The 24,662-nt window shown below is 60.7% G+C and carries 17 protein-coding genes; 8 read left to right on the forward strand and 9 right to left on the reverse strand.

The features are described 5' to 3' along the window. Window positions 1–706: 706 nt before the first annotated feature. The 3 genes from NOX35_RS12500 to dsrO all read right to left on the reverse strand — a co-directional run bounded on the left by NOX35_RS12500 (window position 707) and on the right by dsrO (window position 5,923). Complete coding sequence (locus NOX35_RS12500) at window positions 707–3,913, reverse strand: tetrathionate reductase subunit A (RefSeq protein ID WP_256496778.1); 3,207 nt, start codon at window positions 3,911–3,913, stop codon at window positions 707–709. A gap of 107 nt (window positions 3,914–4,020) precedes the next feature. Beyond that, a complete protein-coding gene (gene nrfD / locus NOX35_RS12505) occupies window positions 4,021–5,061 on the reverse strand; it encodes an NrfD/PsrC family molybdoenzyme membrane anchor subunit (protein ID WP_182286978.1) in 1,041 nt (346 codons plus the stop codon). Window positions 5,062–5,074: 13 nt separating this feature from the next. Beyond that, on the reverse strand, window positions 5,075–5,923 hold the full coding sequence (gene dsrO, locus NOX35_RS12510) for a sulfate reduction electron transfer complex DsrMKJOP subunit DsrO (RefSeq protein ID WP_342760613.1): 849 nt from the start codon (window positions 5,921–5,923) through the stop codon (window positions 5,075–5,077). Between the two features lie 593 nt (window positions 5,924–6,516). Here dsrO and NOX35_RS12515 point away from each other — a divergent pair. The 3 genes from NOX35_RS12515 to NOX35_RS12525 are packed head-to-tail and all read left to right on the forward strand — an operon-like array spanning window position 6,517 to window position 7,631. Then, window positions 6,517–6,828, forward strand: a complete 312-nt coding sequence (locus tag NOX35_RS12515; RefSeq protein WP_003079290.1) for a DUF883 domain-containing protein — start codon at window positions 6,517–6,519, stop codon at window positions 6,826–6,828. Between the two features lie 25 nt (window positions 6,829–6,853). Continuing rightward, window positions 6,854–7,255 carry a phage holin family protein gene (locus NOX35_RS12520; protein WP_182286979.1) on the forward strand — a complete coding sequence of 134 codons (402 nt, stop codon included), beginning with the start codon at window positions 6,854–6,856 and terminating at the stop codon, window positions 7,253–7,255. 1 nt (window position 7,256) lies between these two features. After that, window positions 7,257–7,631, forward strand: a complete 375-nt coding sequence (locus NOX35_RS12525; protein ID WP_256496779.1) for a hypothetical protein — start codon at window positions 7,257–7,259, stop codon at window positions 7,629–7,631. Between the two features lie 73 nt (window positions 7,632–7,704). On the opposite strand, the gene NOX35_RS12530 is transcribed toward NOX35_RS12525, so the two are convergent. Then, window positions 7,705–8,763, reverse strand: coding sequence for a quinone-dependent dihydroorotate dehydrogenase (locus NOX35_RS12530; RefSeq protein ID WP_256496780.1), 1,059 nt, complete (start codon window positions 8,761–8,763; stop codon window positions 7,705–7,707). Between the two features lie 34 nt (window positions 8,764–8,797). Here NOX35_RS12530 and rpiA point away from each other — a divergent pair, with 34 nt between their 5' ends. Continuing rightward, window positions 8,798–9,496, forward strand: coding sequence for a ribose-5-phosphate isomerase RpiA (gene rpiA / locus NOX35_RS12535; RefSeq protein ID WP_256496781.1), 699 nt, complete (start codon window positions 8,798–8,800; stop codon window positions 9,494–9,496). 118 nt (window positions 9,497–9,614) lie between these two features. Here rpiA and NOX35_RS12540 read toward each other — a convergent pair whose 3' ends face one another. From NOX35_RS12540 to NOX35_RS12560, 5 genes are all read right to left on the reverse strand, one after another. Further along, window positions 9,615–10,313 (reverse strand): glutaredoxin family protein, encoded by a 699-nt coding sequence (locus tag NOX35_RS12540; RefSeq protein WP_232538226.1) that lies wholly within the window; start codon window positions 10,311–10,313, stop codon window positions 9,615–9,617. 213 nt (window positions 10,314–10,526) lie between these two features. Beyond that, window positions 10,527–12,578, reverse strand: coding sequence for a M3 family metallopeptidase (locus tag NOX35_RS12545; RefSeq protein ID WP_182286984.1), 2,052 nt, complete (start codon window positions 12,576–12,578; stop codon window positions 10,527–10,529). A gap of 195 nt (window positions 12,579–12,773) precedes the next feature. After that, window positions 12,774–13,628, reverse strand: coding sequence for a bifunctional methylenetetrahydrofolate dehydrogenase/methenyltetrahydrofolate cyclohydrolase FolD (gene folD, locus NOX35_RS12550; RefSeq protein ID WP_182286985.1), 855 nt, complete (start codon window positions 13,626–13,628; stop codon window positions 12,774–12,776). Between the two features lie 148 nt (window positions 13,629–13,776). Next, entirely contained in the window at window positions 13,777–14,430 is a 654-nt protein-coding gene (locus tag NOX35_RS12555) for a response regulator transcription factor (RefSeq protein ID WP_003055354.1), read from the reverse strand. After that, entirely contained in the window at window positions 14,427–16,994 is a 2,568-nt protein-coding gene (locus NOX35_RS12560) for a PAS domain-containing sensor histidine kinase (RefSeq protein ID WP_182286986.1), read from the reverse strand. Before NOX35_RS12560 ends, NOX35_RS12555 begins: the two co-directional genes overlap by 4 nt. Before the next feature lie 310 nt (window positions 16,995–17,304). Between NOX35_RS12560 and aceE the strand changes: the two genes are divergently transcribed. From aceE to lpdA, 4 genes are all read left to right on the forward strand, one after another. Next, entirely contained in the window at window positions 17,305–20,019 is a 2,715-nt protein-coding gene (aceE, locus tag NOX35_RS12565) for a pyruvate dehydrogenase (acetyl-transferring), homodimeric type (RefSeq protein ID WP_182286987.1), read from the forward strand. 18 nt (window positions 20,020–20,037) lie between these two features. Then, window positions 20,038–21,729, forward strand: a complete 1,692-nt coding sequence (gene aceF, locus NOX35_RS12570) for a dihydrolipoyllysine-residue acetyltransferase (protein ID WP_182286988.1) — start codon at window positions 20,038–20,040, stop codon at window positions 21,727–21,729. A 115-nt stretch (window positions 21,730–21,844) separates the two neighbouring features. After that, the gene (locus NOX35_RS12575; protein WP_182286989.1) at window positions 21,845–22,720 is read left to right on the forward strand and encodes a hypothetical protein; all 876 of its coding nucleotides are present in this window, start codon (window positions 21,845–21,847) and stop codon (window positions 22,718–22,720) included. Window positions 22,721–22,814: 94 nt separating this feature from the next. Further along, the gene (gene lpdA / locus NOX35_RS12580) at window positions 22,815–24,659 is read left to right on the forward strand and encodes a dihydrolipoyl dehydrogenase (RefSeq protein ID WP_256496782.1); all 1,845 of its coding nucleotides are present in this window, start codon (window positions 22,815–22,817) and stop codon (window positions 24,657–24,659) included. Window positions 24,660–24,662: the final 3 nt, after the last annotated feature.

Genomic DNA, 24,662 nt, shown 5'->3' on the forward strand with positions numbered 1-24,662 from the left:
TCAGACCTCCGGGATGAATTCAGGCGAAAGACCATTTGTCATTGCGCAATGATCAATGCCAACCGGAGTTGCGTTTTGGCTTCGCAGACGCTTGTTCCAAAACGTTCTTTCGGTTAATGGCAGTTTCAATAAGCCAGATGAAAACAGAAATACCTTGTTTGGACACGAAATAGGATTCTGCTGATCTGTTGTTGTTATTTTTGCAATTTATTGAAATATAGAATTGTATTGCTATCAATAATGAAGTGAAATCAAATAATTTCGATATTGTTTTTAAGTGTAATTTTCAAAACAATATAATTATTTATATTCAGATGGCTGTATGCGAGAATTTCCTGAGAAGAAGGAAGCCTTGTTTTCTTTGAATTTAAATACCAATATTGAGTGGTTTTTAATTGTAAAGAACGTACTGCACTTTTGATTGAATGGTGCTTCATGAATTCATAACCGTTTTTGAGTTTTCATGGAAGCTGAAAGACGGTCATCCGGGAATGGAGCTTGTGGTTTGCCATTTCCAATGTCGGGGCGAACCTGATCCCTAATCTGGCCTCGATTTTTGTTGCAAGCCAATGGGCGGCAATGCGGTTGCTCTCGGCAGGTTCAAGATATCGCAGCGGGTTGTTGGCAGTCGTTTCAAGGCCATCCCTCATATACGCGAGCGACGGGACTTTCTGCCCCGATCGCCCGCCAGAGTTTCAGGCCCTTATCAAGCTTTTCTCACTCTCACTGGTAATCCTTGCCTGACCACTGCCCCCGATACCCAGTCGATCCATACATTGTCCTTTTCAGGTCGGGTTGGATCGGCAAAGCCCAGAGCATTGAGGTTCACGCCATTGCCGTGCTGTGGGTTGGCATGGGTGGGCTGGCCGTCTACCTTGTGGGCCACGGTGCCTAGTTGCTTGTGACCGTAGCCATGCTCAATGGCGATCGCACCGGGCGCGATACCAGCGCGTACCAAGGCCACGCCTTGGAGCTTGCCGCCGGGGGTGCTGAGTTCGATGTGGTCGCCATTGGCGATGCCCAGCTTTGCCGCGTCGGCCTTGTTGATGCTCACAGGATTGTGCGGGTGCACCTGGCGCAGCCGTGAGGCGGCGATGGACATGCTGCTCATCAGGTTGGACTTGTAGCTGGTCATGGTCAGCGGCCAGTCTTGCTCGGAAAACACTTGGCGCATGTCCGAGCCATCGGCCAGACGCGTGGGGTACCAGGTGGGGCAGCCGCTGTAGCGCTCGCCGGTCATGGAGTGGCGCATCCGGGACAGACCTTCGTGCCAGAACGTCGCCGGGAACTTGGCGTGCAGCTTGAGCTGGTCGCCCTTCCAGGCGTCTTCGACCTTGTCGAAGCGACCGCCACGGCTCATGACCATGGCGACGCGGCGCACTTCCTCGGGGGCGACACGCTTTTGCAGCGACGGCATCCACTTCTCGAGGCCGGTGATCGCGATGTCGTCATCGCTGGCTTCGGGCACGGGTATGCCCGCCTGGTAGGCGATATTGCAGATGCCGCGCAGATAGAAGTCTTCGGCATTTTCCAGATCGAGCGGCTCGCCGTCTTTGGTGGACATGGCGTTCTTGCCAAAACCAGGCAGACCCAGCTGCTTGGCAACGGCAAAGACAAAGCTCTCGAAGCTGATGGGCTGACCGTCGGCCGTTTTGGCGGTAGCGGCATCGACGGTGGGCCAGCGTACCGTGCTGCTCTTGGCGACCACGTCGGCCCATGGCGCGCCAATGCCCCAGCTCTCATAGGTGACAGTATCTGGCACGATGTAGTCGGCCAGGGCCGAGGTCTCATTGATGAAGGGATCCACCGAGACAAACAGCGGCAGCTTTTTCACGTCCTTGACCGAGTCGGCCAGTGCATTCTCGAAACCGCACATGGCGTAGATGGGGTTGCTGATGTGGTTGATCCAGGCCTTGACCGGGTAGGGGTAGCCCAGCATTCCGGCGGCCAGCATCTCGCTGGAAAGGCCGCCGGGCGCGGGGTACCAGGGGGCCTTGGCGGGGTAGGGGTTCTGGCCCGCTTCTTTTTTGCGTTGGAACTCGCTGGTTTTCTCGTAGGGGAACTTGGTGCGTGACAGGGCCACGCCCTTGGGTTTGACGGCACCTTCAAACTGCGCAAAGTTGTAGCGTGGGCCGGGGCCGAAGGGGCCAAAGGGCCCTGCGTCCATTACCCAGCCGCCGCGTACGTTCAAGTTGCCGATCAGGTTGTTGAGCATGGCGATGGCGTAGGCGGTGTAAAAGCCGGAGCCATTCATGGTGCCGCCGTGGGAGTTGGCCACTGCCTGTTTGCCATGGCTGGTGAACTCGCGCGCCAGGTCTTCGATTTCCTTCACGGGCACGGCGCAAAGAGCGGCGTATTCCTCCAGCGTCTTTTTGTGCGCTTCAGTGCGCAGTTTGACGAAGGCGGTGCAGACAGCAATTGGAGTCGGTTCTTCGGTCGCATCCGCAGCCTTGCGGGGAGTGAACTCATGCTCAACGATCAGCTCGGCGCTCTGGGCCACGGTGTGTGCGGCCAGCGATCCATCGGCCAGTTGCACCACGTACACGTCTTCAGCAGGTGTTTTTTCGTCCACTGGCTCCGGCATGGGCAGGCCAATGTCCGCGCCGCGCAAGAACTGACCAAAGCGAGGGTGCTTGGGTTCGTTGATGAGCAAGTGCGTGGCGTTACTCCACGAGGCCTCGCCCACCGCCGCCATGGCGGCGGGGCCGGGCTGGGTCAGAAACTGCTTGTCATAGCGCTCGTTGTCGATGATCCAGCGGATCAGACCCATGGCCAGCGCCAGGTCGCTGCCGGGTTTGACGGGCAGCCAGCGGTTGTTGTCACCTGCCGCATGGCTGGACGAAGTGGGCAGCATGGGTGAGACCACCACGTATCGATAGGTGTTCTCGTTACGCGAACGGGCCTCGGCCAGCTCGCGCCCCACGCGCTGGAACGGGTTGCCGGACTGCGCCGGCGAGGTACCGATGAACAGGCCGAAGCGCGAATTCTTCCAGTCCGGCTTGCCGTGGGGCATGCCGGCCATATCGCCCAGCGCCGCACCCGTGCCCACCCTGTAGGTCTGACCACAGTAGGAGCCGTGGTTGGACACGTTGATGGTGCCGAACGATTGTTTGGCAAAGCGGTTGACCAGCGGGGTGCGGCCTTCGTTGGCGGCCTCCGTCACCAGCAATTGGTTGGACTTGGGACCGTATTCGGGATTGGCTTCATCGATCAGTGTGTTGACGTCGCGGATGGCGCGCAGGCCGTCCACATGGCCTTCGCCGAAGAGATCGCCGCCTTCGCAGATTTCCTGAACCAACTCTTCGAGCGTGATGCTCTTCCACTGGCCGGAGCCGCGTGGACCGACGCGCTTGAGCGGCTTGAGAACGCGGTGCGGTGCTTTTTGGTGCTCGAGCATGGCCGATCCACGGGCGCAACTGGTGGCACGTCCTTCCAGACCGTTGTCACCGCCCAGCATGGCATAGACCTCGCGAACCGGTGTTTCCATGGGCGCGGGGTGGGTGGTGGCCAGCGGGTGATAGGGGTTGCCTGCGATACGGATGATCCGGTTGTCGGCAGTATCGACGCGCACACGCACACCGCACTGTGTCCAGCAGCCCAGACACGAGGAGGGACTGACCACCTGGCCGGGCTGGGTCGTCAGCTTGCCGCTGACGGGGTCTATGCGGAATTCGGGCGTCAGCGAGTTGCCCCGCGTGGCGCTTTGGGTGGTTTTGCCCGAGCTGCCGGTGATCAGTCCCTTGGCTCCCTTGGCCACGGTTTCGCCATAGCCTGCGGCAAAAGCCGCCAGGCCGCCCGCTACGGCACCGCCGCGCAGCAGCATGCGACGGCGACCGGCATCGGTGCGGCCGGCATCGGTGCGGCCGGCATCGGCGTCTTGGGATTGTTCGGGGGGGAGTTTCTTGTCAGTCATGGTCTTGCCCTTTGTGTGAGGGAAGGGCAAGCGCTGCAGAATTTCTATGGTTTTGATAGCTGCTGGCGCTTGCTGGTATTGCGTTGTATACGTACTTGGCTTGGTCTTCAGGCGGCGCTGGCGGGCTTGCGGGCCGGGAACAGTTCCAGCGCCCAGGTGGTCAGCGCAACCAGTGCCACGCACAGGCCTGCCATGCCCAGCATGCCCATCAGGCCTTCACCGCCCAGGGGCATGCTGTACAAATACAGTCCTGCTCCAAACTTGGGCACGCCCTGCACGCCCATGAACAGTGCCCAGCGGAAGGCCCAGGCAGATGCCGCCAGGCCGGTGCCCAGCACCAAGGTGTAGCCCTTGGCAGCCAGACGATGTTCGCCTCGCAGCAGGGCCATCACCACGGCTGCGCCAAACACGGCCGAACCCAGCATGGAGATGCGCCAGACAGGGAACTCATTGAACAGGCGCACAGCCATGTCAAATGAAGGGCTCTGGCCCGCGATGCCGGCAATTCCCCAGGTCAGGGCGCTGGCAATCAGGCCGGTGGCCAGCCACAGGCCCAGATTGCGCAGCCCTTGCAGGGCTGCCGCATCAGGCTGCAAGGCCCGGGGCAGAAAGCGGTAGAGCACAAAGCCCATGCCCACGGTGGCCAGCCAGCCGCTGAGTGCCAGATTGATCGGTACCCACAGCGTGTTCCACAGTGGGCGCGAGCGGATGACCATGATTTCGGCGCCCGTGTAGACCACGATGCTGAGTGTGGACAGCACCAGTACAGGCACCAGAAGGCGCATCAACCGGTGCTTGCCCAGCCACCATAGCGCGCACATCAACACGCACAGCCCGACAAACGTGGGCATGAGCACGGCACCCAGGCTCATCCACGACCAGGGTGTGAGGTGGGCATAGAAATGCCAGAAGCGCGCTGGCTGGTGCAGGTCGGCCAGCAGGGCGACAGGTGCAGCAATTGCGCTCACGGCCAGCACCAGTACGGCAGTGGGCAGCAGGCGCTGGAGCAAGCCTCGGGCCTGGCCGAACGTACAGGCCGAAGTCAGCAGTGCGGCCCCCGTGGCCATGCCGACCAGAAAGAAATACTGCACGGCCCAGGGCAGCCATGCCGCTTCGTAGGCCGGGGTCAGGAGTTCAATGATTTGCATGAAGTCACTCCTTTCACAGATGTTCGGCAACAAGGCGAACCGTGGCCTGACCATCGACACCGTTCACAAACTCATCGGGCAGGCCGATGTAGAAGACGTGCGGCTTGGTCTTCATGCCGGGCTTGAGGACCTTGATATCGTCCTTGTGAGCATTGATGCGCTGGTTGATTTCGCTGTGTGCGTCGTTCAGGTCGCCAATCACGCGTGCACCGCCCACGCAGCTTTCCACGCAGGCGGGCAGCAGACCGGCTTCCAGGCGGTGTTCGCAGAAGGTGCATTTGTCGGCGGTCTGAGTTTCGTGATTGATGAAGCGCGCGTCGTAAGGGCAGGCCTGTACGCAATAGCCGCAGCCCACGCAGCGCTCGTTGTCGACAAGAACAATCCCGTCGGTGCGTTGAAATGTGGCTTGCACCGGGCAGACGGGCACGCAAGGCGGTTCGTCGCAGTGGTTGCACAGTCGCGGCAGACTGACCATGGCGGCAACCGTGTCGCCGGCCTGGTCGATTTCGTATTGCAGCACCGTGGTGCGGAACTGGCCGATGGGGGGCTGGTTTTCGACCGAGCAGCTCACTGTGCAGGCCTGGCAGCCAATGCATTTGCGCATATCGACCAGCATGCCGAAGCGCTTGCCTTTCATGCCGGGTCGGCGCAGGGGCTGGAAGCTGGGGTCGCCGGGCAGCGCTGCGCGGGCGCTGCCCGCAACACCAAGGCTGGCGGCCATGGCAATCAAATCCTGCAAAAAACCGCGCTTGGTGGGCGCTGTCACTGCCTGCTGAGGTGCCTGGGTAATGGATGGAGTGCTGCAGGTGCAGGCCGAACTGCTGGTTGAGCAGTCGGAGAGTTCTCGTATCTGAAGTGGCATGGCCCTTCCTTTCATCGTCGCACTGGCACCAGAAAACCCTGATGCTTTAAACATAAAAGAGTATTAAATTAATATCTCTTATGTCTAATTGACTATATGAAAGTTGCCGTCTGCGCCACTTGATTTGAGTCAAGTCTTCGCCTGCTTCAGAGTTTTTTGAATGGATATCCCGCAAGCAGATGACTTGTTGCCGAGCATGCATCCAATTTATTAATGAACTGTTAAGCAATCAGTGTGTTGCCGTATGTAATCCGCTTTGCTTAGTGGCAGATGCAGGAGATCAAGCTATGCATACATGGCATGCCTGAGCGCAGACTGAGGCCGATCTGGCGCGCGACCGCAAAGATTGCTGCAGCAAACAGATTGGTTTGGAGTCTTGAACGGCTTTATATTCCTTGATATGAGGCAGTTTCGCTGCTTTCCGACAGTGCAGCAGTCCCGCGAGTTTCTTGGAGGCGGTGGGTTTTCTGTAAGATGTTCACATGCTGCAGGTTTTATGAGCGGCCGGCCCTGATGCTTGCTGTCTCGCAGCTATCTTGGTGCACTGCCAAGTGCATGCGATATTCCAATTTCGTCACATTGAAAGGATCGATATGTCACGCTCTGTTTCCGACGCCGTTTCCACCGCCCAAGACGATCTGGAAAAACTGGTCAGCGATCTGCGTGGTCTGCTGTCTGCCCGTGAACTGGACAAGCTTCCTGAAATCGGCGTGCTTCGTCAGCGCATCGACGACGGCATGGCCAACGTGCGCGAGTCTGCCGTGCGTGCGGCTCAGGACGCCGCTCGCCAGGCACGTGAAGCTGCCGATGTGGCGGATCGTTACGCTCACGACGAACCCTGGCGCGTCGCCGGTGCCGCGCTGGCAGTGGGTGCACTGCTGGGCTTCATGCTGGGTCGTCGCTAAGCATTGCCGAGCTGCAAAAGGACAAGTGCCTGTGAATTTGATTTCACTACTAGGTCTTGATTCCCTGCTGGAGCGCTGGCGTGCCAATCTGAACGAGGCCGCAATCGCGGCCGAAGATCGGGTTGATCTTGCGCAGCTTGAGTGGCAGCAGCACAAGCGCAGCATGCAAGCGCTGGCGGTGCTGGCCATTGTGCTGGGCGCACTCACTGTGGTCGTGCTCATCGTCCTGTCCATGGCTGTGCTCGTGCAGTTCTGGGATAGCGAGCATCGTCAGCTGGTGGCGTGGCTGCTGGTCGGTGGCTGGGTTCTGGTCTGGGGCCTGGGGTTGTGGCGGCTGCTGGCAGCTGTCAATCAACTCTCCAGTCCTTTCAGGCTCACGCGGCGTGAGCTCAAATCGGATTGGCAAGCGCTGAAGGAGAGGATTTAGCATGAACAGCATCTCTCCCGATCCGCGATCCGCAGAGCTGGAACCCGTCAAGCCCGCAGACATGGATGCTTTGCTCTGGGATGAAGCGACCACCGAGCAAAAGCTGGTGCTGTCGCGCATTGCCAAGCAACGTGCGCGCGTCAAGGCCCGAGCCGCGGCCAAGGCACAGGCGCTTGCCGTGCGCAGCACGCAAACTCCGCATGTGGACGCAGAGGCTCCCTTGCCTGAGCGACTGCTGTCTTTTGTTCGCCTGCATCCGCTGGCAACGGCGGCAGCGGGTGGCTTGCTCATGGTTCTGGGACCACGCAAGCTGATTCGCTGGGGCAGTGCAGCACTGCCCTGGATCCTCAAACTACAGCAACGTGCACGCGGCTGAAGGGTCATAAAAAAACAGCCCGTCAGGCTCAGGCATGACGGGCTGTTTCTTTGGGGTCAGGCTCAGTGCAACTTCAGTGCATGTGGGCGATGGCCTGGGCTGCCTCGGTGACCAGGTCGGGGCCGCGATAGATCAGGCCGCTGTAGATCTGCACCACATCGGCGCCCGCACGGATCTTGCTCACGGCGTCGGCACCGCTCAGGATGCCGCCCACGCCAATGATGGGAAAACGGCTGCCAAGGGCTGAGCGCAGCTGGCGAATGATCTGGTTGCTGGCTTCGAGCACGGGCGCGCCGGACAGGCCTCCGGCTTCTTCGGCATGCAGCAGACCCTTGACGGCATCGCGGCTGATGGTGGTGTTGGTGGCAATCACGCCATCCATGCCGTGGCGCTCCAGCGTCGCCGCAATCACGCCGACCTGCTCTTCATCGAGGTCGGGAGCGATCTTCACGAATACCGGCGTGCGCTTGCCATGCTGGCTGGAGAGCTGTTCGCGGCGATTGGCGACCGCACCCAGCAGCGCATCCAGCGCCTCGTCGCTTTGCAGCGCACGCAGATTCTTGGTGTTGGGCGAGCTGATGTTGACCGTCACATAGTCGGCATGAGGATACACGCCATCCAGCGCCTTGATGTAGTCGCTGGTGGCCTCCTCGATGGGGGTTGTGGCGTTCTTGCCGATATTCAGGCCCAGCAGCATGGCGCCGCCATTGCTTCCTGCTTTTGCGCGCACTTGCGAGCGACGCACATTGGCCAGGAACGCATCCAGGCCTTCGTTGTTGAAGCCCAGGCGGTTGATCAGCGCATTTTTTTCTGGGATGCGGAACATGCGCGGCTTGGGGTTGCCGGGCTGGGGGCGGGGCGTGACGGTGCCTACTTCCACAAAGCCGAAACCCATGGCGGCCAGCGCATCGATGCAGCGTGCATTCTTGTCCAGGCCTGCGGCCATGCCCACACGGTTCGGGAACCTGAGGCCGGCGAGCTCGATGGGGTCGCTGATCAGAGGGCGTGCCCAAGCTTTCTGGAGCAAGGTATTTTGACCCTTGGCCATGAAGTTCATGGTGAGGTCGTGGGCCGCTTCGGGGTCCATGCCGAAAAGAATAGGACGCGTCAGTGAGTAAGGAATAAGAGACATGGGGATAATCGCAGGATTACCTGGATTTTCCCTCATGACGACATCTGCTGCACCTCTTTCTCAAGATGAACTGAAAACTTTGGTCGGACAAGCTGCCCTGAAATATGTGGTCGCCGGTGAAATTGTGGGCGTGGGCACAGGCTCCACGGTCAACAAGTTCATTGATGCACTGGCCACCATCAAGGATCAGATTCCTGGCGCCGTCTCCAGCTCCGTGGCCAGTACCGAGCGCCTGAAGGCCCTGGGCATCAAGGTGTTCGATGCCAATGAAGTCACCAGTCTGGCCGTCTATATCGACGGTGCCGACGAGATCGACGGCAAGGGCTATATGGTCAAGGGCGGCGGTGCGGCGCTGACGCGCGAGAAGATCGTGGCGGCGCTGGCTCAGCGTTTTGTCTGTATTGCCGATGAATCCAAGCGCGTGCCGGTGCTGGGCAATTTTCCGCTGCCCGTGGAAGTCATTCCCATGGCTGCAGCACAGATCGCCCGTCGCTTTGAAGCCATGGGCGCTGACGTGACGGCGCAAATTCGCATGAAGGATGGTGAGCCGCTGGTGACCGACAACGGCCAGCATATTCTGGATGTCCGCGGCCTGAAGATCGCCGAGCCGCTGGCCTTCGAATCCGAAGTCAACCAGTGGCCAGGCGTGGTGACCGTCGGCGTGTTTGCCCATCAGAAGGCTGCGGTTTGCCTGCTGGGAACCGCGCAAGGCGTGCAGACGCTGGAATACTAAGCAGCAAGCAGCTGCCCGAAAGCCACCTGCTTGTGCAGGTGGCTTTTTTATGAAATTGATAGCTGCTAGCGCTTGATGGGTAAGCGTTAGAGCCTGATTATATTGAAATTCATGAATTCTAGAAGCGCAGGCCTGCGGGGTTGTCGGGGGTGGGTGCGCCAGGGGCGGGGGCTGCGGGCGTCGCGATGCGTGCAGGGGGGCGCTCTGCAGGCTTGACCGCATCGGTCGCGGCTGGCGCCGGTACGGTCAAGGGCTTGGCAGCGGGGGCTTTGTAGTTCTTCGGCAGCTGGGGCTGCTTGGGGTAGCCTGCGGCGCTCAGGTATTGGTCCCAGCTGTCGGCGCCAAAGCCCTTGAGGTGCTGGTTGCCGATGGTGGCAAAGGGCAGGTTGTCCTGTCCGCTGAGCTTGCGCAGCGCTGCAACATCGCTGCTGGTATCTATGGTGCGCTCGTTGAACGGGATTCCGCGGTTCTGTAGATGAGACCGTGCCTCGTCGCACGGGCCGCAGTCCTTGCCCGTATAGATCGTGACGGGGTAGCGGTTGGCCGTCTGGCGCAAGTCGTAAGGCAGTTGCGCGTTGGCCGAAGACGCCGGGCCATCGGCATTGCTCGCGGCTTCGCCACTGGGCTTGGCGTTGGGGCTGATGGCCCGGTCGGAATAAGTGACTCGCCCATCAGGGCCTACACTGCGATAAAGGTTCTGGGCCTGGCTGACTCCGCTCGCCAATGCGGCAAAGGCGGCTACAAGCATCGTCAGCTGCAGGGCGTTGCGGGAGGTCGGTTTCTGGGCCGAAGGCCGGGCAATGAAAGATCGTGGCATCTCAATCTTGATCAATGAAGTGCAATGAAGAGGTCTGAGGGCGCGAGCGCCAATGGACAGAGCATAGCCTGCATGAAGGACTGTCTGCTCCCACGCTCCGACTTGCCTTGATCAGGTTCCGGTGCGGGAGTCAGCCAGTGTCAGTTTATGGCAATCACCGGCATGAAAAAGCGCCCTTGGAAGGGCGCTTTTGAGGAGGCGGCAGCAGAAGACTCAGGCCGCCTGACTCATGCCTTGATGGCGCAGCAGCGCGTCGATCTGTGGCTCGCGGCCACGGAAGGCCTTGAAGGACTCCATGGCAGGACGGCTGCCGCCGGCCTCCAGGATCGACTCGCGGTACTTGCGGCCGGTCTCGGGATTGGGCGAGCCATCGGCCAGCATGGTTTCTTCGAAAGCCGCATAAGCGTCCGCGCTCAGCACTTCGGCCCATTTGTAGCTGTAGTAACCGGCGGCATAGCCACCGGCAAAGATATGGCTGAAGGTGTGGGCCATGCGGTTGTAGGCTGGTGATTGCAGCACGGACACCTCGGCGCGCACCTGGTTCAGCAGTGCCATGAAGTCGTCTGCCGGGTTGTGCTCGGTGTGCAGCAACATGTCGAACAGCGCGAACTCGATCTGGCGCAGGGTCTGCATGCCGGACTGGAAGTTCTTGGCGGCAATCATCTTGTCGTACAGCGTGCGGGGCAGGGCATCACCCGTGTCCACATGGGCGGTCATGTGCTTGAGCACATCCCATTCCCAGCAAAAGTTTTCCATGAACTGGCTGGGCAGCTCGACCGCATCCCATTCCACGCCGGCAATGCCCGAGACATCGCGTTCGTTGACCTGCGTGAGCATGTGGTGCAGTCCGTGGCCGGTTTCGTGGAACAGGGTGATTACGTCATCGTGTGTGAGCAGCGCGGGCTTGCCGTCCACGCCGGACGCGAAATTGCAGACCAGATGGGCCACAGGCGTTTGCAGCTTATGGGTGTCGGGGCGCAGCCAGCGCGTGCGCACATCATCCATCCAGGCGCCGCCACGCTTGCCCTTGCGCGCCTGAGGGTCCAGATAGAACTGGCCGACCAGCTGAGGGCCTTGTGCGGTGGAGCGCTCGATCCGGTAGAACTCCACGCAGGGGTTCCAGACTGGAGCTTCATCGCGGCGGATGGAGACTTCGAACAGCGTCTCGACAATCTTGAACAGGCCTGCCAGCACCTTGGGAGCCGGAAAGTACTGCTTGAGCTCCTGCTCGCTGAAGGAATAGCGGGCTTCCTTGAGCTTTTCGCCGATGAAGGCCCAGTCCCAGGGCTGCGGGTCGGCAATGCCGAGTTCAGCCTTGGCAAAGGCACGCAGATCGGCTGCATCCTTTTCAGCATAGGGGCGGGCACGTTTTGCCAGATCGCGCAGAAAGTCAATGACCTGCTGGGGCGAATCGGCCATCTTGGGCACGATCGAGACTTCGCCGAAGTTCCTGTAGCCCAGCAACTGGGATTCTTCCAGGCGCAGCGCGAGGATTTCCTTCATCACTGCAGTGTTGTCAAAGCGTTTGCCATCGCCCTCGGCCTGATCGGACGCTCGGGTCACATAGGCCTGATAGATTTTCTCGCGCAGTGCGCTGCTCTTGGCAAACTGCATCACGGGCAGATAGCTGGGCATCTTTAGCGTCAGCTTGTAGCCTTCCTTGCCATCGGCATCGGCGGCAGCCTTGGCCGCGGCGATCACATCGGCCGGAACGCCGTCCAGCTCGTCAATCCTGGCGTAGTAGGCAAAGGCATCGGTGGCGTCCAGCGCGTTCTCGCTGAATTTCTGGGCCAGCTCTGCCGAGCGTGCCTGAATCTGCGCAAAGCGTTCCTTGGCAGCTCCCTGCAGTTCGGCACCGGAGAGCACAAAGCCCCGCATGGCATGGTCCCAGGCGGCGCGCTGTTCCTTGTTGAGGCTGGCTGGGTCGATAGCTTTGTATTTGGCGTACAGGCGTTCGTCAGCGCCCAGATTGGTCCAGAACTCGGTGACTTTGGGCAGGGCTTCGTTATAGGCCGCGCGCAACTCTGGCGTGTCGGCCACACTGTTGAGGTGATTGATGGCCGACCAGGCGGTGCCAAGCTTTTCGGTCGCCACGTCCAGCACGGCAGAGATGGCTTCCCACTGTGCGGGGAAGTCCGGTGCAACCACGGTCTCCAGCGCCTCGCTGGCACGGGCCAGCAAAGTGTCGATGGCGGGTGCCACATCCGCTGGCTGAATGCGGTCAAACAAGGGCAGGGAGGAGGATTCGAGAAGTGGATTGCTCATGCTGTATTAGGTGCCGGCAAGGTCGGGAAAATCAAGCGCTCTCAGGGTATTTATTGCTATCGCCTTCATAGCGTCAGCCTGCGGTCAGAAGCGTGCTTGCGCCTGGGAAGCGAACAGGCGCCGCGCGGGGCAAGCCGTCGCCCTCTCGGGCGCTCGGCGCCAGAGAGGGGCAGGCCGCGAAGCGGCTCTGAAGGATCAGCCCGCGGCGCGCTCAGCAGACTCCATGGTGTTGACCAGCAGCATGGTAATCGTCATGGGGCCGACACCACCGGGCACAGGGGTGATGTAGCCCGCCACTTCCTTGACGCCGTTGAAGTCCACATCGCCGCAGAGCTTGCCTTCGGCGTTGCGGTTCATGCCCACGTCGATGACCACGGCACCGGGCTTGACCATGTCGGCTGTCAGCACGTCGACCTTGCCCACGGCTGCGACGACGATGTCGGCTTGGCGAGTCATGGCAGCCAGATCGGCAGTGCCGCTATGGGTGATGGTGACCGTTGCGTTGGCGGCCAGCAGCATCATGGCCATGGGCTTGCCCACGATGTTGGAGCGGCCGATGACCACGGCGTGCTTGCCGCGCAGATCCTTCATGCCGATGGATTCCAGCATCTTCATGCAGCCATAGGGCGTGCAGGCCTTGAAGCCGACTTCGCCGACCATAAGTGCGCCGGCGCTGGCCACGTGGAAGCCGTCCACATCCTTGGCGGGGGAGATGGTTTCGATGACCTTGTGGTCGTCGATGTGCTTGGGCAGGGGCAACTGCACCAGAATTCCGTGAATGCTGGGGTCGTTGTTCAGCGCTTCGACACGTGCCAGCAGTTCGGCTTCGGTCATGGAGGCATCGTACTTTTCCAGCACCGAGTGGAAGCCCACGTCTTCGCAGGCCTTGACCTTGTTGCGCACATAGACCTGGGAAGCCTGGTTGTCGCCCACCAGAACTACGGCCAGGCCGGGCGTGATGCCCTTGGCCTTGAGTGCTGCCGCGCGTGTGGCGACTTCCTTGCGCAGTTGTTCTGAGAGGGCTTTGCCGTCGATGAGTTGGGCTGTCATTGCTGGAGTACCAATAAAAAATGCTGCTAGCCCTTGAAGTACAAGCACTAGCAGCTATCAGAATAGGAGTTGGCTAAAGCGCGAGGCCTGGCCAGTGCTCCCTGGATTATCTCGCGATTGGAATGGCTTCCAATTTCGCGGGGAGCACTTAATTGACGGCTGCCGCCGCCTTGGCCGCAGCGCTGGTCTGGCCCTGGCCCAGCGCAATCTTGAGCAGATCGGCCACGGTGTTGGCGTTGAGCTTTTCCATGATGTTGGCGCGGTGGGCCTCCACGGTCTTGATGGAGATGCCCAGATCGTCGGCGATCTGCTTGTTCAGGCGGCCGGCGACGATGCGTTCGAGCACCTGGGCTTCGCGGCCCGTGAGCTTGGCCAGCAGCGCATCGCGGCTGGCGGCCTGCTGGTGGCCGGTAAAGGCTTCGCGGGCGTGATCCAGCATGCGCTCGACCAGACCCAGCAGCTCTTCTTCGTTGAAAGGCTTCTGGATGAAGTCCAGTGCGCCTTTCTTCATGGTGTTCACAGCCATGGGCACATCGCCGTGACCGGTGATGAACACAATGGGCAGAGGAGACTTGCGCTCGATCAATCGGTCCTGCAGTTCCAGGCCGGTCATGCCGCCCATGCGGATGTCGACGATCAGGCAGGCCACTTCACGCGGGTCGTAGCGCGACAAAAAGGTCTCGGCTGAGTCAAAGCAACGCACGCGGTAGTCTTTGCCTTCCAGCAGCCATTGCAGCGAATCACGGACTGCTTCGTCGTCGTCAACTACGTAAACAGTGCCTTTTTTGGGAATCAAACTCATGCAATCGTCCTCTTTATGGGTTCGCTTGTCGTGGTGAGTGTTGTCGTCTCCACACCCGTTGCCAACGGTAGCCAGAATGAGAACCGGCAACCAGTGACTTCGCTTCCATTGTAGAGGTTCTCGGCATGCATTCGACCCTGATGTGATTCGACAATCGAGCGGCAAAGGTTCAGGCCTATGCCCATGCCTTCACTCTTGGTGGAGAAGAAGGCTTCGAACAAGTGTTCCAACACTTCCGGCGGCAGGCCCTTGCCCGTGTCTTCCACGGTGAACTCCACACCCGGCAGGCTTTCAAAGACCTGGGGGCGCACGCGCAATTCCACATTGCGCTGACCCAGAGGGCGGTCGGACATATCAATTGACTCAGCACTGTTTTTCATCAAATTGATGAGAACCTGCTCGATGAGGATGGCATCGGCCATTACCGGCGGCATGCGTTCGGCAATATGCGAGGTCAGCTGCACATTGCGGCGGCGCAACTCGATACCGGCAAGCTCCAGCGCCTCGCTCACCATTTCGCCCACCTGGGCCAGCATGCGATTGGGCTCGCTCTTTTTCACGAAGGAGCGGATGCGCTGAATGATCTGGCCGGCACGCTGGGCCTGATGTGCCGTCTTTTCCAGTGCGAACTTCATCTGCTCGGGTGTGAGCGTGCCGTTTTCCAGGCGTGTCAGCATGCCGGAGCTGTAATTGCTGATGGCGGTCAGGGGCTGGTTGAGCTCGTGCGCCACGCTGGATGCCATTTCGCCCATGGTGATGAGGCGGCTGGCGGTCTGGGCCTTTTCGGCCTGGGCCGCAGCCTGCTCCTCGGCCAGGCGGCGCTGGGTGATGTCGGTGGCAATCACCATCTGGGCCAGACGGCCGTCCACCCAGCTCAGATAGCGCGAGCGGACTTCCAGCCACTTGCCCAGGCTGGGCACGAAGATTTCAGCGTTTTCGCTGCGCGATTCGGTGATGGAGCCCGTGGGTAAACCCATCAGCCCGTCCTCGTTCTCGGCTTCGGGCTGGTGGCGAACCGGCAGCTTGCCGGCCTGCGCGACCAGTTGCAGATGCCCTTCGGTATGAGAGCCAAACCACTGGCGATACAGCTTGTTGGCAAACAGCAGCTCGGCGCTGCCCAGAGGGGCCACCGAAACAGAGGCATCCAGCGCTTCCAGCACGATGGTGAAGCGCTCGTATGAGGCGGAAAGCTGTTCGCGAATCCGGTTGGGCTCGGTAATGTCCGTCATGGACGACATCCAGCCTGTATGCTGGCCGTGGGCATCGATCAGCGGCGAGACATACAGGCGCGCGTCGAACAGGCTGCCGTTCTTGCGTTTCACACGTACCTGAAAGCCGCCAACGATGGTCTTGCCCGACAGCTCTTCGCGCAGCTGCGAATGCAGATTGTCGTAGTCGTTATCGGGCCAGTAGGAATAGGGCGGAACCTGGCCGACCAGATCCTTCTCGCTCCAGCCCGTCATCTGGCAGAAGGCCGCGTTCACATAGGTGATGCGGCCGTGCAGATCCAGTGCTCGCATGCCGGTCAACACGGAATTCTCCATGGCACGGCGGAAATTGGTCTCGGCCACCAGAGCCTCCTGGGCACGCTGACGGCGGCGCGTGTGGCGCCAGGTGGCCAGCAGCAGCCAGGCCGTCATGGCCGACAGCGTGCCCACCAGCCAAAACAGGCCGCTGCCGACAACGCCCAGCGAAGTCTGGTAGGCCTGGGCGCGCATCATCAGCGCCGTGCCCACAGGGGAGACTGGCACTTCGTATTCATTCGCTATGGCACGCCAGTGCAGCAGCTCGGTCGGTGTCTTGCGCGGTGCCAGTGGAGTGCCGGCCAGCACATGGTTGTCGGCATCGCGCATGGTGATGGCGTAACGGGCCATCACTTCCGTGGGTGTGCCATAGCGCAGCAGACTGTCCACCGAAAACTCGGCCAGCAGCTCGCCCTGGTAGCGGCTGTTGGAGCTGATGGGCACATGCAGCTGCAGCAGTGGCGGCAACTCATTGGGCTGGGCTTTTTCCTGCACATAGATGGGCTGCAGCATTTCGCGGGCCTGCTCATAGGCTTGCAGGGTTTCGCCTTGATGCAGGTTTTCGCCCACGGCACGCAGCTGATCCGTGGCCACCGTCGGAGCTGACTGGCTGTACACAACCTGACGCTTGTCATTGATCCAGGTAATCGATTGCAGCTCGGGGTACTGGCTGATCAGCGCTTCGGTGCGGCCGTCAAAGTCGGCTTTGCGCATCTCGCGGTTGCCGATGTCCCGGGCCATGCGCATCAGTTGCTCCTGGCGTTCCAACAGGCGCAGGCGCACGCGCTGCTGGGCGTATTCCACATCGCGGCGCAGTGCCTCCTGCTCGCGATCCACTTCTTCCGTGCGCAAATACCAGAACGACGCAATGATTGCAGCCATGAACATCAGCACCGATGCCAGCGGCGCGAGCGCGGCATAGCGATCCTGCCGGGTCGGCGACAGGCTACGCCACCAACTGCGCCACCAGCGCACAGGGGATGCAACGGATTGCGCGCTTTTTGCGTCCTCTTTTTCTCGTTCGTGATTGCTTGTTTGCATGTCTCCAGTGTAGGGGAGAGACCTAGTGGAATCTGCGACTATTTCTGTCGCGTAAAAGACAATCTATAGAGGCTTCACTGTATGTGCATTCGCAGCATTTTTTTATATAATGAAATCACAAAGCACAATTTGAAATTCAAAAAAAATGTGCGAAACTCGCCAGCGATCGACACAGTGAATCGGTTTAATCCGGGGAGCACCCGAAGGTGCTGTGCCACGCGTTATGCGGTGTGGCGCTTGCCGCACCCGTGTGATGCCGCACTCACTGCTTCGTGATAAAGCTACCCCCCTCTCGAAGGAGACACTCACAATGACAGCTCAGACTGATCCCAAAGGCGCTGGCTTTCCCGCCGGCCTGGACCAACAAGAATCGCGCGAGTGGATGGATGCCCTCTCTGCGGTGATCGACCGCGAAGGTGCGGACTATGCTCACAGGCTGATCGAGGATCTGCTTGAACACGCTCGCCAGAACAGCGTGGACATGCCTTTCTCGGCCAATACCGGCTACGTGAACACCATCGAAGTCGACCAGGAAGAAAAGTGCCCCGGCAACCTCGAAATCGAAGGTCGTCTGCGTGCCTATATGCGCTGGAACGCCATGGCCATGGTGGTCAAGGCCAACCGCATTCACCCCCCCGAAGGCGGTGATCTGGGCGGTCACATCGGCTCCTTCGCTTCGCTGGCCAATATGTTTGCGGCCGGTTTCAACCATTTCTGGCACGCGGAAAACGAAAACCACGGCGGCGACTGCCTGTACATCCAGGGGCATGTTTCGCCCGGCATCTATGCCCGCGCCTACCTGGAAGGTCGTATCTCCGAAGAGCAACTGCTGAACTTCCGCCAGGAAGTGGACGGCAAGGGTCTGTCGAGCTACCCCCACCCCAAGCTGATGCCCGACTTCTGGCAGTTCCCCACGGTGTCCATGGGTCTGGGCCCGCTGATGGCCATCTACCAGGCGCGTTTCCTGAAGTATCTGCACGCACGCGGCATTGCCAACACCGAAAACCGCAAGGTCTGGGTGTTCTGTGGCGACGGTGAAATGGACGAAGTGGAGTCCCTGGGCGCCATCGGTCTGGCCTCGCGCGAGAACCTGGACAACCTGATCTTCGTGATCAACTGCAATCTGCAGCGTCTGGACGGCCCCGTGCGCGGCAACGGCAAGATCATCCAGGAGCTGGAAGGCGAATTCCGCGGTGCCGGCTGGAACGTGATCAAGCTGCTGTGGGGCAAGGGCTGGGACGAGCTGCTGGCCAAGGACAAGGACGGCGTGCTCAAGAAGATCATGATGGAGTGCAACGACGGCGACTATCAGGCCTTCAAGGCCAACGACGGTGCCTATGTTCGCCAGCATTTCTTCGGCCGCGATCCTCGCGCCCTGAAGATGGTCGAGCATATGTCCGACGACGAGATCTGGAATCTGCGCCGCGGCGGCCACGATTCGCAGAAGGTCTACGCAGCGTTTGCCGCTGCCAACGGCCACAAGGGTCAGCCTACCGTGCTGCTGATCAAGACCGTCAAGGGCTTCGGCATGGGCAAGGTCGGTGAAGGCAAGAACAACGTTCACCAGACCAAGAAGCTGAGCGACGAGGACATCAAGGCCTTCCGCGACCGCTTCAACATCCCGATCCCCGACAGCCAGATCGCGGACATTCCCTTCTACAAGCCGGCCGACGATACGCCGGAAATGAAGTACCTGCACGAGCGTCGCAAGGCCCTGGGCGGCTACCTGCCACATCGTCGCCAGCAGGCTGACGAGCAGTTCACCGCTCCTGCGCTGGACACCTTCAAGGCCATCCTGGAGCCCACACCCGAAGGCCGTGAGATCTCCACGACCCAGGCTTATGTGCGTTTCCTGACGCAGCTGCTGCGCGACAAGAACATCGGCCCCCGCGTGGTGCCCATCCTGGTGGACGAGGCCCGTACCTTCGGTATGGAAGGCCTGTTCCGTCAGGTCGGCATCTACAACCCCCACGGTCAGCAATACACCCCGGTCGACAAGGACCAGGTGATGTACTACCGCGAGGACAAGGCCGGCCAGATCCTGCAGGAAGGCATCAACGAAGCCGGCGGCATGTCCAGCTGGATCGCTGCAGCCACCAGCTACAGCCATAGCAACCGGGTCATGATCCCGTTCTATGTGTACTACTCGATGTTCGGCTTCCAGCGCATCGGCGACCTGGCCTGGGCGGCTGGCGACCTGCAAGCGCGCGGCTTCCTGCTGGGCGGCACCTCGGGCCGCACCACGCTGAACGGCGAAGGCCTGCAGCACGAAGACGGTCACAGCCACATCCTGGCCAACACCATCCCCAACTGCGTGACCTACGACCCCACCTTCGCTCACGAAGTGGCCGTGATCATGCAGGACGGTCTGCGTCGCATGGTGCAGAACCAGGAAAACATCTTCTACTACATCACGCTGCTGAACGAAAACTACCCCATGCCTGGCCTGCAAGCCGGCACGGAAGAGCAGATCCTCAAGGGCATGTACATGGTCAAGCCTGGCCAGAAGGTGCCCGAGAGCGGCCTGCGCGTTCAACTGCTGGGCTCCGGCACCATCCTGCGCGAATCCTTCTTCGCCCAGGAACTGCTGGAAAAGGACTGGGGCGTCGCTGCCGATGTCTGGAGCTGCCCGTCGTTCAACGAACTGACCCGCGAAGGTCAGGAAGTGGACCGCTTCAACATGCTGCATCCCCTGGAAGCCGCCAAGGTTCCGTTCGTGTCCCAGCAACTGGCTGCCCACCCCGGCCCCGTGATCGCTTCGACCGACTACATGAAGGCCTACGCCGAGCAGATCCGTCCCTACATGCCCAAGGGCCGTACCTACAAGGTGCTGGGTACCGACGGTTTCGGCCGTTCTGACTTCCGCGCCAAGCTGCGCGAGCACTTCGAAGTCAACCGTCACTACATCGTGGTGGCTGCACTGCGCGGTCTGGCCGATGAAGGCAAGATCAACGCCACGACCGTGGCCGAAGCGATCAAGAAGTACGGCATCAACGTCGACAAGATCAACCCGCTGCACGCCTAAGAAGGGGAGACAGACAACATGGCATTGACAGAAATCAAGGTCCCCGATATCGGCGACTTCTCCGAAGTCGGCGTGATCGAAGTGCTGGTCAAGGTGGGTGACACCATCAAGGTCGAGCAGTCCCTGATTACCGTGGAGTCCGACAAGGCCTCCATGGAAATCCCCTCCAGCCAGGCTGGCGTGGTCAAGGAAATCAAGGTTGCCCTGGGCGACAAGGTCAAGGAAGGCTCCGTGGTCGTGATGCTGGAAACCGCTGATGCGGCTCCCGCACCTGCCGCTGCAGCACCTGCACCTGTTGCCGCCCCCGTGGCTGCTGCACCTGCTCCTGTGGCTGCAGCCCCCGTTGCCGCCGCTCCTGCAGCGTCTTCCACCGTGGACATCAAGATTCCCGATATCGGCGACTTCAAGAACGTGGCCGTGATCGAGATGCTGGTCAAGGTGGGCGATACCGTGGCTGTCGAGCAATCGCTGTTCACCGTGGAGTCCGACAAGGCCTCGATGGAAATCCCCTCACCCTCGGCCGGCACCATCACGGCGCTGACCATCAAGCTGGGTGACACCGTCAACGTGGGCGACGTGGTCGGCCAGATGACGGTGCAGGGCGCAGCAGCCGCTCCCGTGCAGGCTGCAGCTCCCGTGGCGGCACCTGTTGCCGCCCCTGTGGCTGCAGCATCGGCACCTGTGGCCGCTGCTCCCGTGGTTGCAACTCCTGCTTCCGCACCTGTGGCAGCGCCTGCAGCCCACAACCCCACCGTCGCGCCTTCGGGTCAGCTGCCCCATGCCTCGCCTTCGGTGCGCAAGTTCGCTCGCGAACTGGGCGTGCCTCTGGCAGAAGTCAAGGGCTCGGGCAACAAGGGCCGCATCACGGCGGAAGACATCCAGTCCTTCACCAAGTCGGTGATGGCTGGCGCCGTGCAGACCCTGGCTCAGCAGGCTGTGGCTCCAAAGTCTTCCGGCGGCAATGTCGGTGGTCTGGAAGTGCTGGCCTGGCCCAAGGTCGACTTCGCCAAGTTTGGCGCTGTCGAGCGCAAGGAACTGTCGCGCATCAAGAAGATCTCGGGTGCCAACCTGCACCGCAACTGGGTGGTCATCCCTCACGTCACCAACAATGACGAGGCCGACATCACCGAGCTGGAAGCCTTCCGCGTGTCCACCAATGCCGAAAGCGCCAAGGCCAAGAGCGATGTCAAGGTGACGATGCTGGCTTTCGTGATCAAGGCCGTGGTGGCTGCGCTCAAGAAGTTCCCCGAGTTCAACGCCTCTCTGGACGGCGACACTCTGGTCTACAAGCAGTACTTCAACATTGGCTTTGCCGCCGACACGCCGAACGGCCTGGTCGTTCCCGTGCTCAAGGACGCCGACAAGAAGGGTATTCTGCAGATTAGCCAGGAAATGGGCGAGCTGGCCAAGAAGGCCCGCGACGGCAAGCTGGGCGCTGCAGACATGCAAGGCGGCTGCTTCTCGATCTCGTCTCTGGGCGGCATCGGTGGCACCAACTTCACGCCCATCATCAATGCGCCTGAAGTCGCCATTCTGGGGCTGTCCAAGGGCGCCATGAAGCCCGTGTGGGACGGCAAGCAGTTCGTGCCGCGCCTGATGCTGCCTCTGAGCCTGTCGTATGACCACCGCGTCATCGACGGCGCAGCTGCCGCACGCTTCAACGCCTATCTGGGCGCTGTGCTGGCCGACTACCGCCGTATCCTGCTCTAAGCAGCTGACAGGCAGGCCGATTTTTAGCGAAATCGGCCTGTAGCGCTTATCTGAATTGCGCAAGCAGCTATCTTTTTAGATGCCTTGCGCTTCACCTTGCCAGCCCATGAGTGAGATGAAGAACCTGAGACAGCATCCCATCGAGCATCTGCGTGGCGTCATTCCCGGTATCCGGCCTTTTCCGGATACGGCTGACGTTTTCGCCGAGCCGGTCGAGAAGTACGCGCGGCATTTTCTGCCGCTCGTCACCATCGATCTGGCCTTGCTCGACGATGCCTGGAGCGGGTCGATTCATCTTGTCGCCCCTTGCGAGCCCTACGAAGGGCAAGTCGGGGAGTGGGGGGGCGAGGAGTTTGGCAACGCGCTGCTCAAGCCTGACTGGCTGGCTTTCAAGCTCAACGATCAAGGCAGGTACGAGCTGCTGGGCGACTGGCGCTACTTCATGCTGGAGCAGGACAGGGCTGACTGGGCAGAGAAAACGCTGGACTGGCGCGAGGTACGCACCCAGCATCGTGAACTGGTCAAGCTGGGTGCGCAGCCTCCGTTCGAGCTGCACCACGAGGCCAAGTACTCATGGCGCGATGTGATGGAACTGCATTACGCAACCCAGCACGCGGCATATGAGCAGGCCAGACAGGACTTTCTGGCCCATGGCTGGAATGCGGCGAACGAGTGGGACGACCCCGCTGAAGTTGCCAAGCTGCCGCTGTATGAGCCAGGCACCGATTGCTACGAAACCAGTTCTGGACGTTATCTGCTTGGAGTGCTGGGTGGCCCTTCCTGGGGCGGCAACTGGAGCAATCTGACGAATGAGCTGCTGAGCGACACTGGCACGGACGATGGCATTCACCCCATCCACCCAGAAACCGGCGCGCACTTCGAGTTCATCTGCAGTGCCAATGCTGACGCCTTTGCCGCAAGCGGCACTGAAACCCTGCTGTTCTACGAGCCTGAAAGCCGTACCGTATTGCTGACTTTTGACTGGAGCTAAGGCGTCAGCCGCCAGGCTTCAACCCGGAAATACCGTTTTCAGCTGCCCGAGCGAATCGGGCGGCACAGAGACAAAAACCAAGATAGGAGCGCATATGAGCCTCATCGATATCAAGGTACCCAATATCGGCGACTTCGCCGAAGTGGGCGTGATCGAACTGCTGGTCAACCCCGGCGACACCGTGGCCGTGGACCAGTCCCTCATCACTGTGGAGAGCGACAAGGCCTCCATGGAGATTCCTTCCAGCCACGCCGGCGTCGTGAAGGAAATCAAGGTCAAGGTCGGCGACAAGGTTGCCGAAGGCTCGCTGGTGCTGACTTTGGAAGCCGCAGCCGGCGCCGCCGCACCTGCTCAGGCAGCAGCGCCTGCGCCCGTCGCTGCCGCTCCTGCACCTGCACCTGTGGCAGCCCCCGTGGCTGCCGCTCCGGCTCCTGTGGCCAGCAACTTTGCCGGCACCGTGGACATGGACTGCGACGTCGTGGTTCTGGGCGGTGGCCCCGGCGGCTATTCGGCAGCCTTCCGTGCTGCCGACCTGGGTCTGAAGGTCGTGCTGGTCGAGCGCTACGCCACCCTGGGCGGCGTCTGCCTGAACGTGGGTTGCATTCCTTCCAAGGCTCTGTTGCATGTGGCTGCCGTGATGGACGAAGTCAAGCACCTGGAAGTGGCCGGCGTGAAGTTTGCCGCTCCTGAAGTGAACATCGACCAACTGCGCGGCCACAAGGAAAAGGTCATCGGCAAGCTGACCGGCGGTCTGGGCCAGATGGCAAAGATGCGCAAGGTCACCGTCGTGCGCGGCTACGGCAACTTCGTGTCGGCCAACCACATCGAAGTGGAAGAAACCACTGGTTCCGGCCAGGAAAAGACCGGCAGCAAGAAGATCGTTCAGTTCAAGAACGCCATCATCGCTGCAGGCTCGCAAGCCGTGCATCTGCCCTTCATGCCCAAGGACCCCCGCGTGGTCGATTCCACCGGTGCCCTGGATCTGAAGGAAGTGCCCAAGCGCATGCTGATTCTTGGCGGCGGCATCATCGGCCTGGAAATGGGCACCGTCTACAGCACGCTGGGCGCACGCCTGGACGTGGTGGAAATGATGGACGGCCTGATGCAGGGCGCCGACCGCGATCTGGTCAAGGTCTGGCAAAAGATGAATGCACCGCGTTTCGACAACATCATGGTCAACACCAAGACCGTGGGTGCCGAAGCCACGCCCGAAGGCATCAAGGTCACGTTCGCTCCTGCCAAGGACGGCGTCACCGTGCCCGAACCCCAGACCTACGACCTGGTTCTGCAAGCCGTGGGCCGCACGCCCAACGGCAAGAAGATCAGCGCCGAAAAGGCTGGCGTGGCCGTGACCGACCGCGGCTTCATCGACGTCGACATCCAGATGCGCACCAACGTGCCCAACATCTTCGCGATCGGAGACATCGTGGGCCAGCCGATGCTGGCGCACAAGGCCGTGCACGAAGCGCACGTGGCCGCAGAAGTCATTGCCGGCGAACTGCAAGGCAACAAGGAACTGGCTTCCGCTGCCTTCAACGCCCGCGTGATTCCTTCGGTCGCCTACACCGACCCCGAAGTGGCATGGGTGGGTCTGACCGAAGACCAGGCCAAGGCACAAGGCATCAAGGTCAAGAAGGGTCTGTTCCCCTGGGCTGCCTCGGGCCGCGCCATCGCCAACGGCCGCGACGAAGGCTTCACCAAGCTGCTGTTTGACGATTCCCCCGAAGCTCACGGCCACGGCCGTATCCTGGGCGGCGGCATGGTCGGCACGCATGCCGGCGACATGATCGGTGAAATCGCCCTGGCCATCGAAATGGGCGCCGACACCGTGGATATCGGCAAGACCATCCACCCCCACCCAACCCTTGGCGAGTCCATCGGCATGGCTGCGGAAGTGGCGCATGGTTCCTGCACGGACGTGCCACCAGCACGCAAGTAAGCG

It is taken from the genome of Comamonas sp. C11 (genome assembly GCF_024496285.1).
Taxonomy (GTDB): domain Bacteria; phylum Pseudomonadota; class Gammaproteobacteria; order Burkholderiales; family Burkholderiaceae_C; genus Comamonas; species Comamonas testosteroni_F.

Bases quoted from the DNA above. Each gene is read 5' to 3' on its own strand.
- NOX35_RS12500 (WP_256496778.1), bottom strand. From the start codon at position 3,913: ATGACTGACAAGAAACTCCCCCCCGAACAATCCCAAGACGCCGATGCC.
- nrfD (WP_182286978.1), bottom strand. From the start codon at position 5,061: ATGCAAATCATTGAACTCCTGACCCCGGCCTACGAAGCGGCATGGCTG.
- dsrO (WP_342760613.1), bottom strand. From the start codon at position 5,923: ATGCCACTTCAGATACGAGAACTCTCCGACTGCTCAACCAGCAGTTCG.
- NOX35_RS12515 (WP_003079290.1), top strand. From the start codon at position 6,517: ATGTCACGCTCTGTTTCCGACGCCGTTTCCACCGCCCAAGACGATCTG.
- NOX35_RS12525 (WP_256496779.1), top strand. From the start codon at position 7,257: ATGAACAGCATCTCTCCCGATCCGCGATCCGCAGAGCTGGAACCCGTC.
- NOX35_RS12530 (WP_256496780.1), bottom strand. From the start codon at position 8,763: ATGTCTCTTATTCCTTACTCACTGACGCGTCCTATTCTTTTCGGCATG.
- rpiA (WP_256496781.1), top strand. From the start codon at position 8,798: ATGACGACATCTGCTGCACCTCTTTCTCAAGATGAACTGAAAACTTTG.
- NOX35_RS12540 (WP_232538226.1), bottom strand. From the start codon at position 10,313: ATGCCACGATCTTTCATTGCCCGGCCTTCGGCCCAGAAACCGACCTCC.
- NOX35_RS12545 (WP_182286984.1), bottom strand. From the start codon at position 12,578: ATGAGCAATCCACTTCTCGAATCCTCCTCCCTGCCCTTGTTTGACCGC.
- folD (WP_182286985.1), bottom strand. From the start codon at position 13,628: ATGACAGCCCAACTCATCGACGGCAAAGCCCTCTCAGAACAACTGCGC.
- NOX35_RS12555 (WP_003055354.1), bottom strand. From the start codon at position 14,430: ATGAGTTTGATTCCCAAAAAAGGCACTGTTTACGTAGTTGACGACGAC.
- NOX35_RS12560 (WP_182286986.1), bottom strand. From the start codon at position 16,994: ATGCAAACAAGCAATCACGAACGAGAAAAAGAGGACGCAAAAAGCGCG.
- aceE (WP_182286987.1), top strand. From the start codon at position 17,305: ATGACAGCTCAGACTGATCCCAAAGGCGCTGGCTTTCCCGCCGGCCTG.
- aceF (WP_182286988.1), top strand. From the start codon at position 20,038: ATGGCATTGACAGAAATCAAGGTCCCCGATATCGGCGACTTCTCCGAA.
- NOX35_RS12575 (WP_182286989.1), top strand. From the start codon at position 21,845: ATGAAGAACCTGAGACAGCATCCCATCGAGCATCTGCGTGGCGTCATT.
- lpdA (WP_256496782.1), top strand. From the start codon at position 22,815: ATGAGCCTCATCGATATCAAGGTACCCAATATCGGCGACTTCGCCGAA.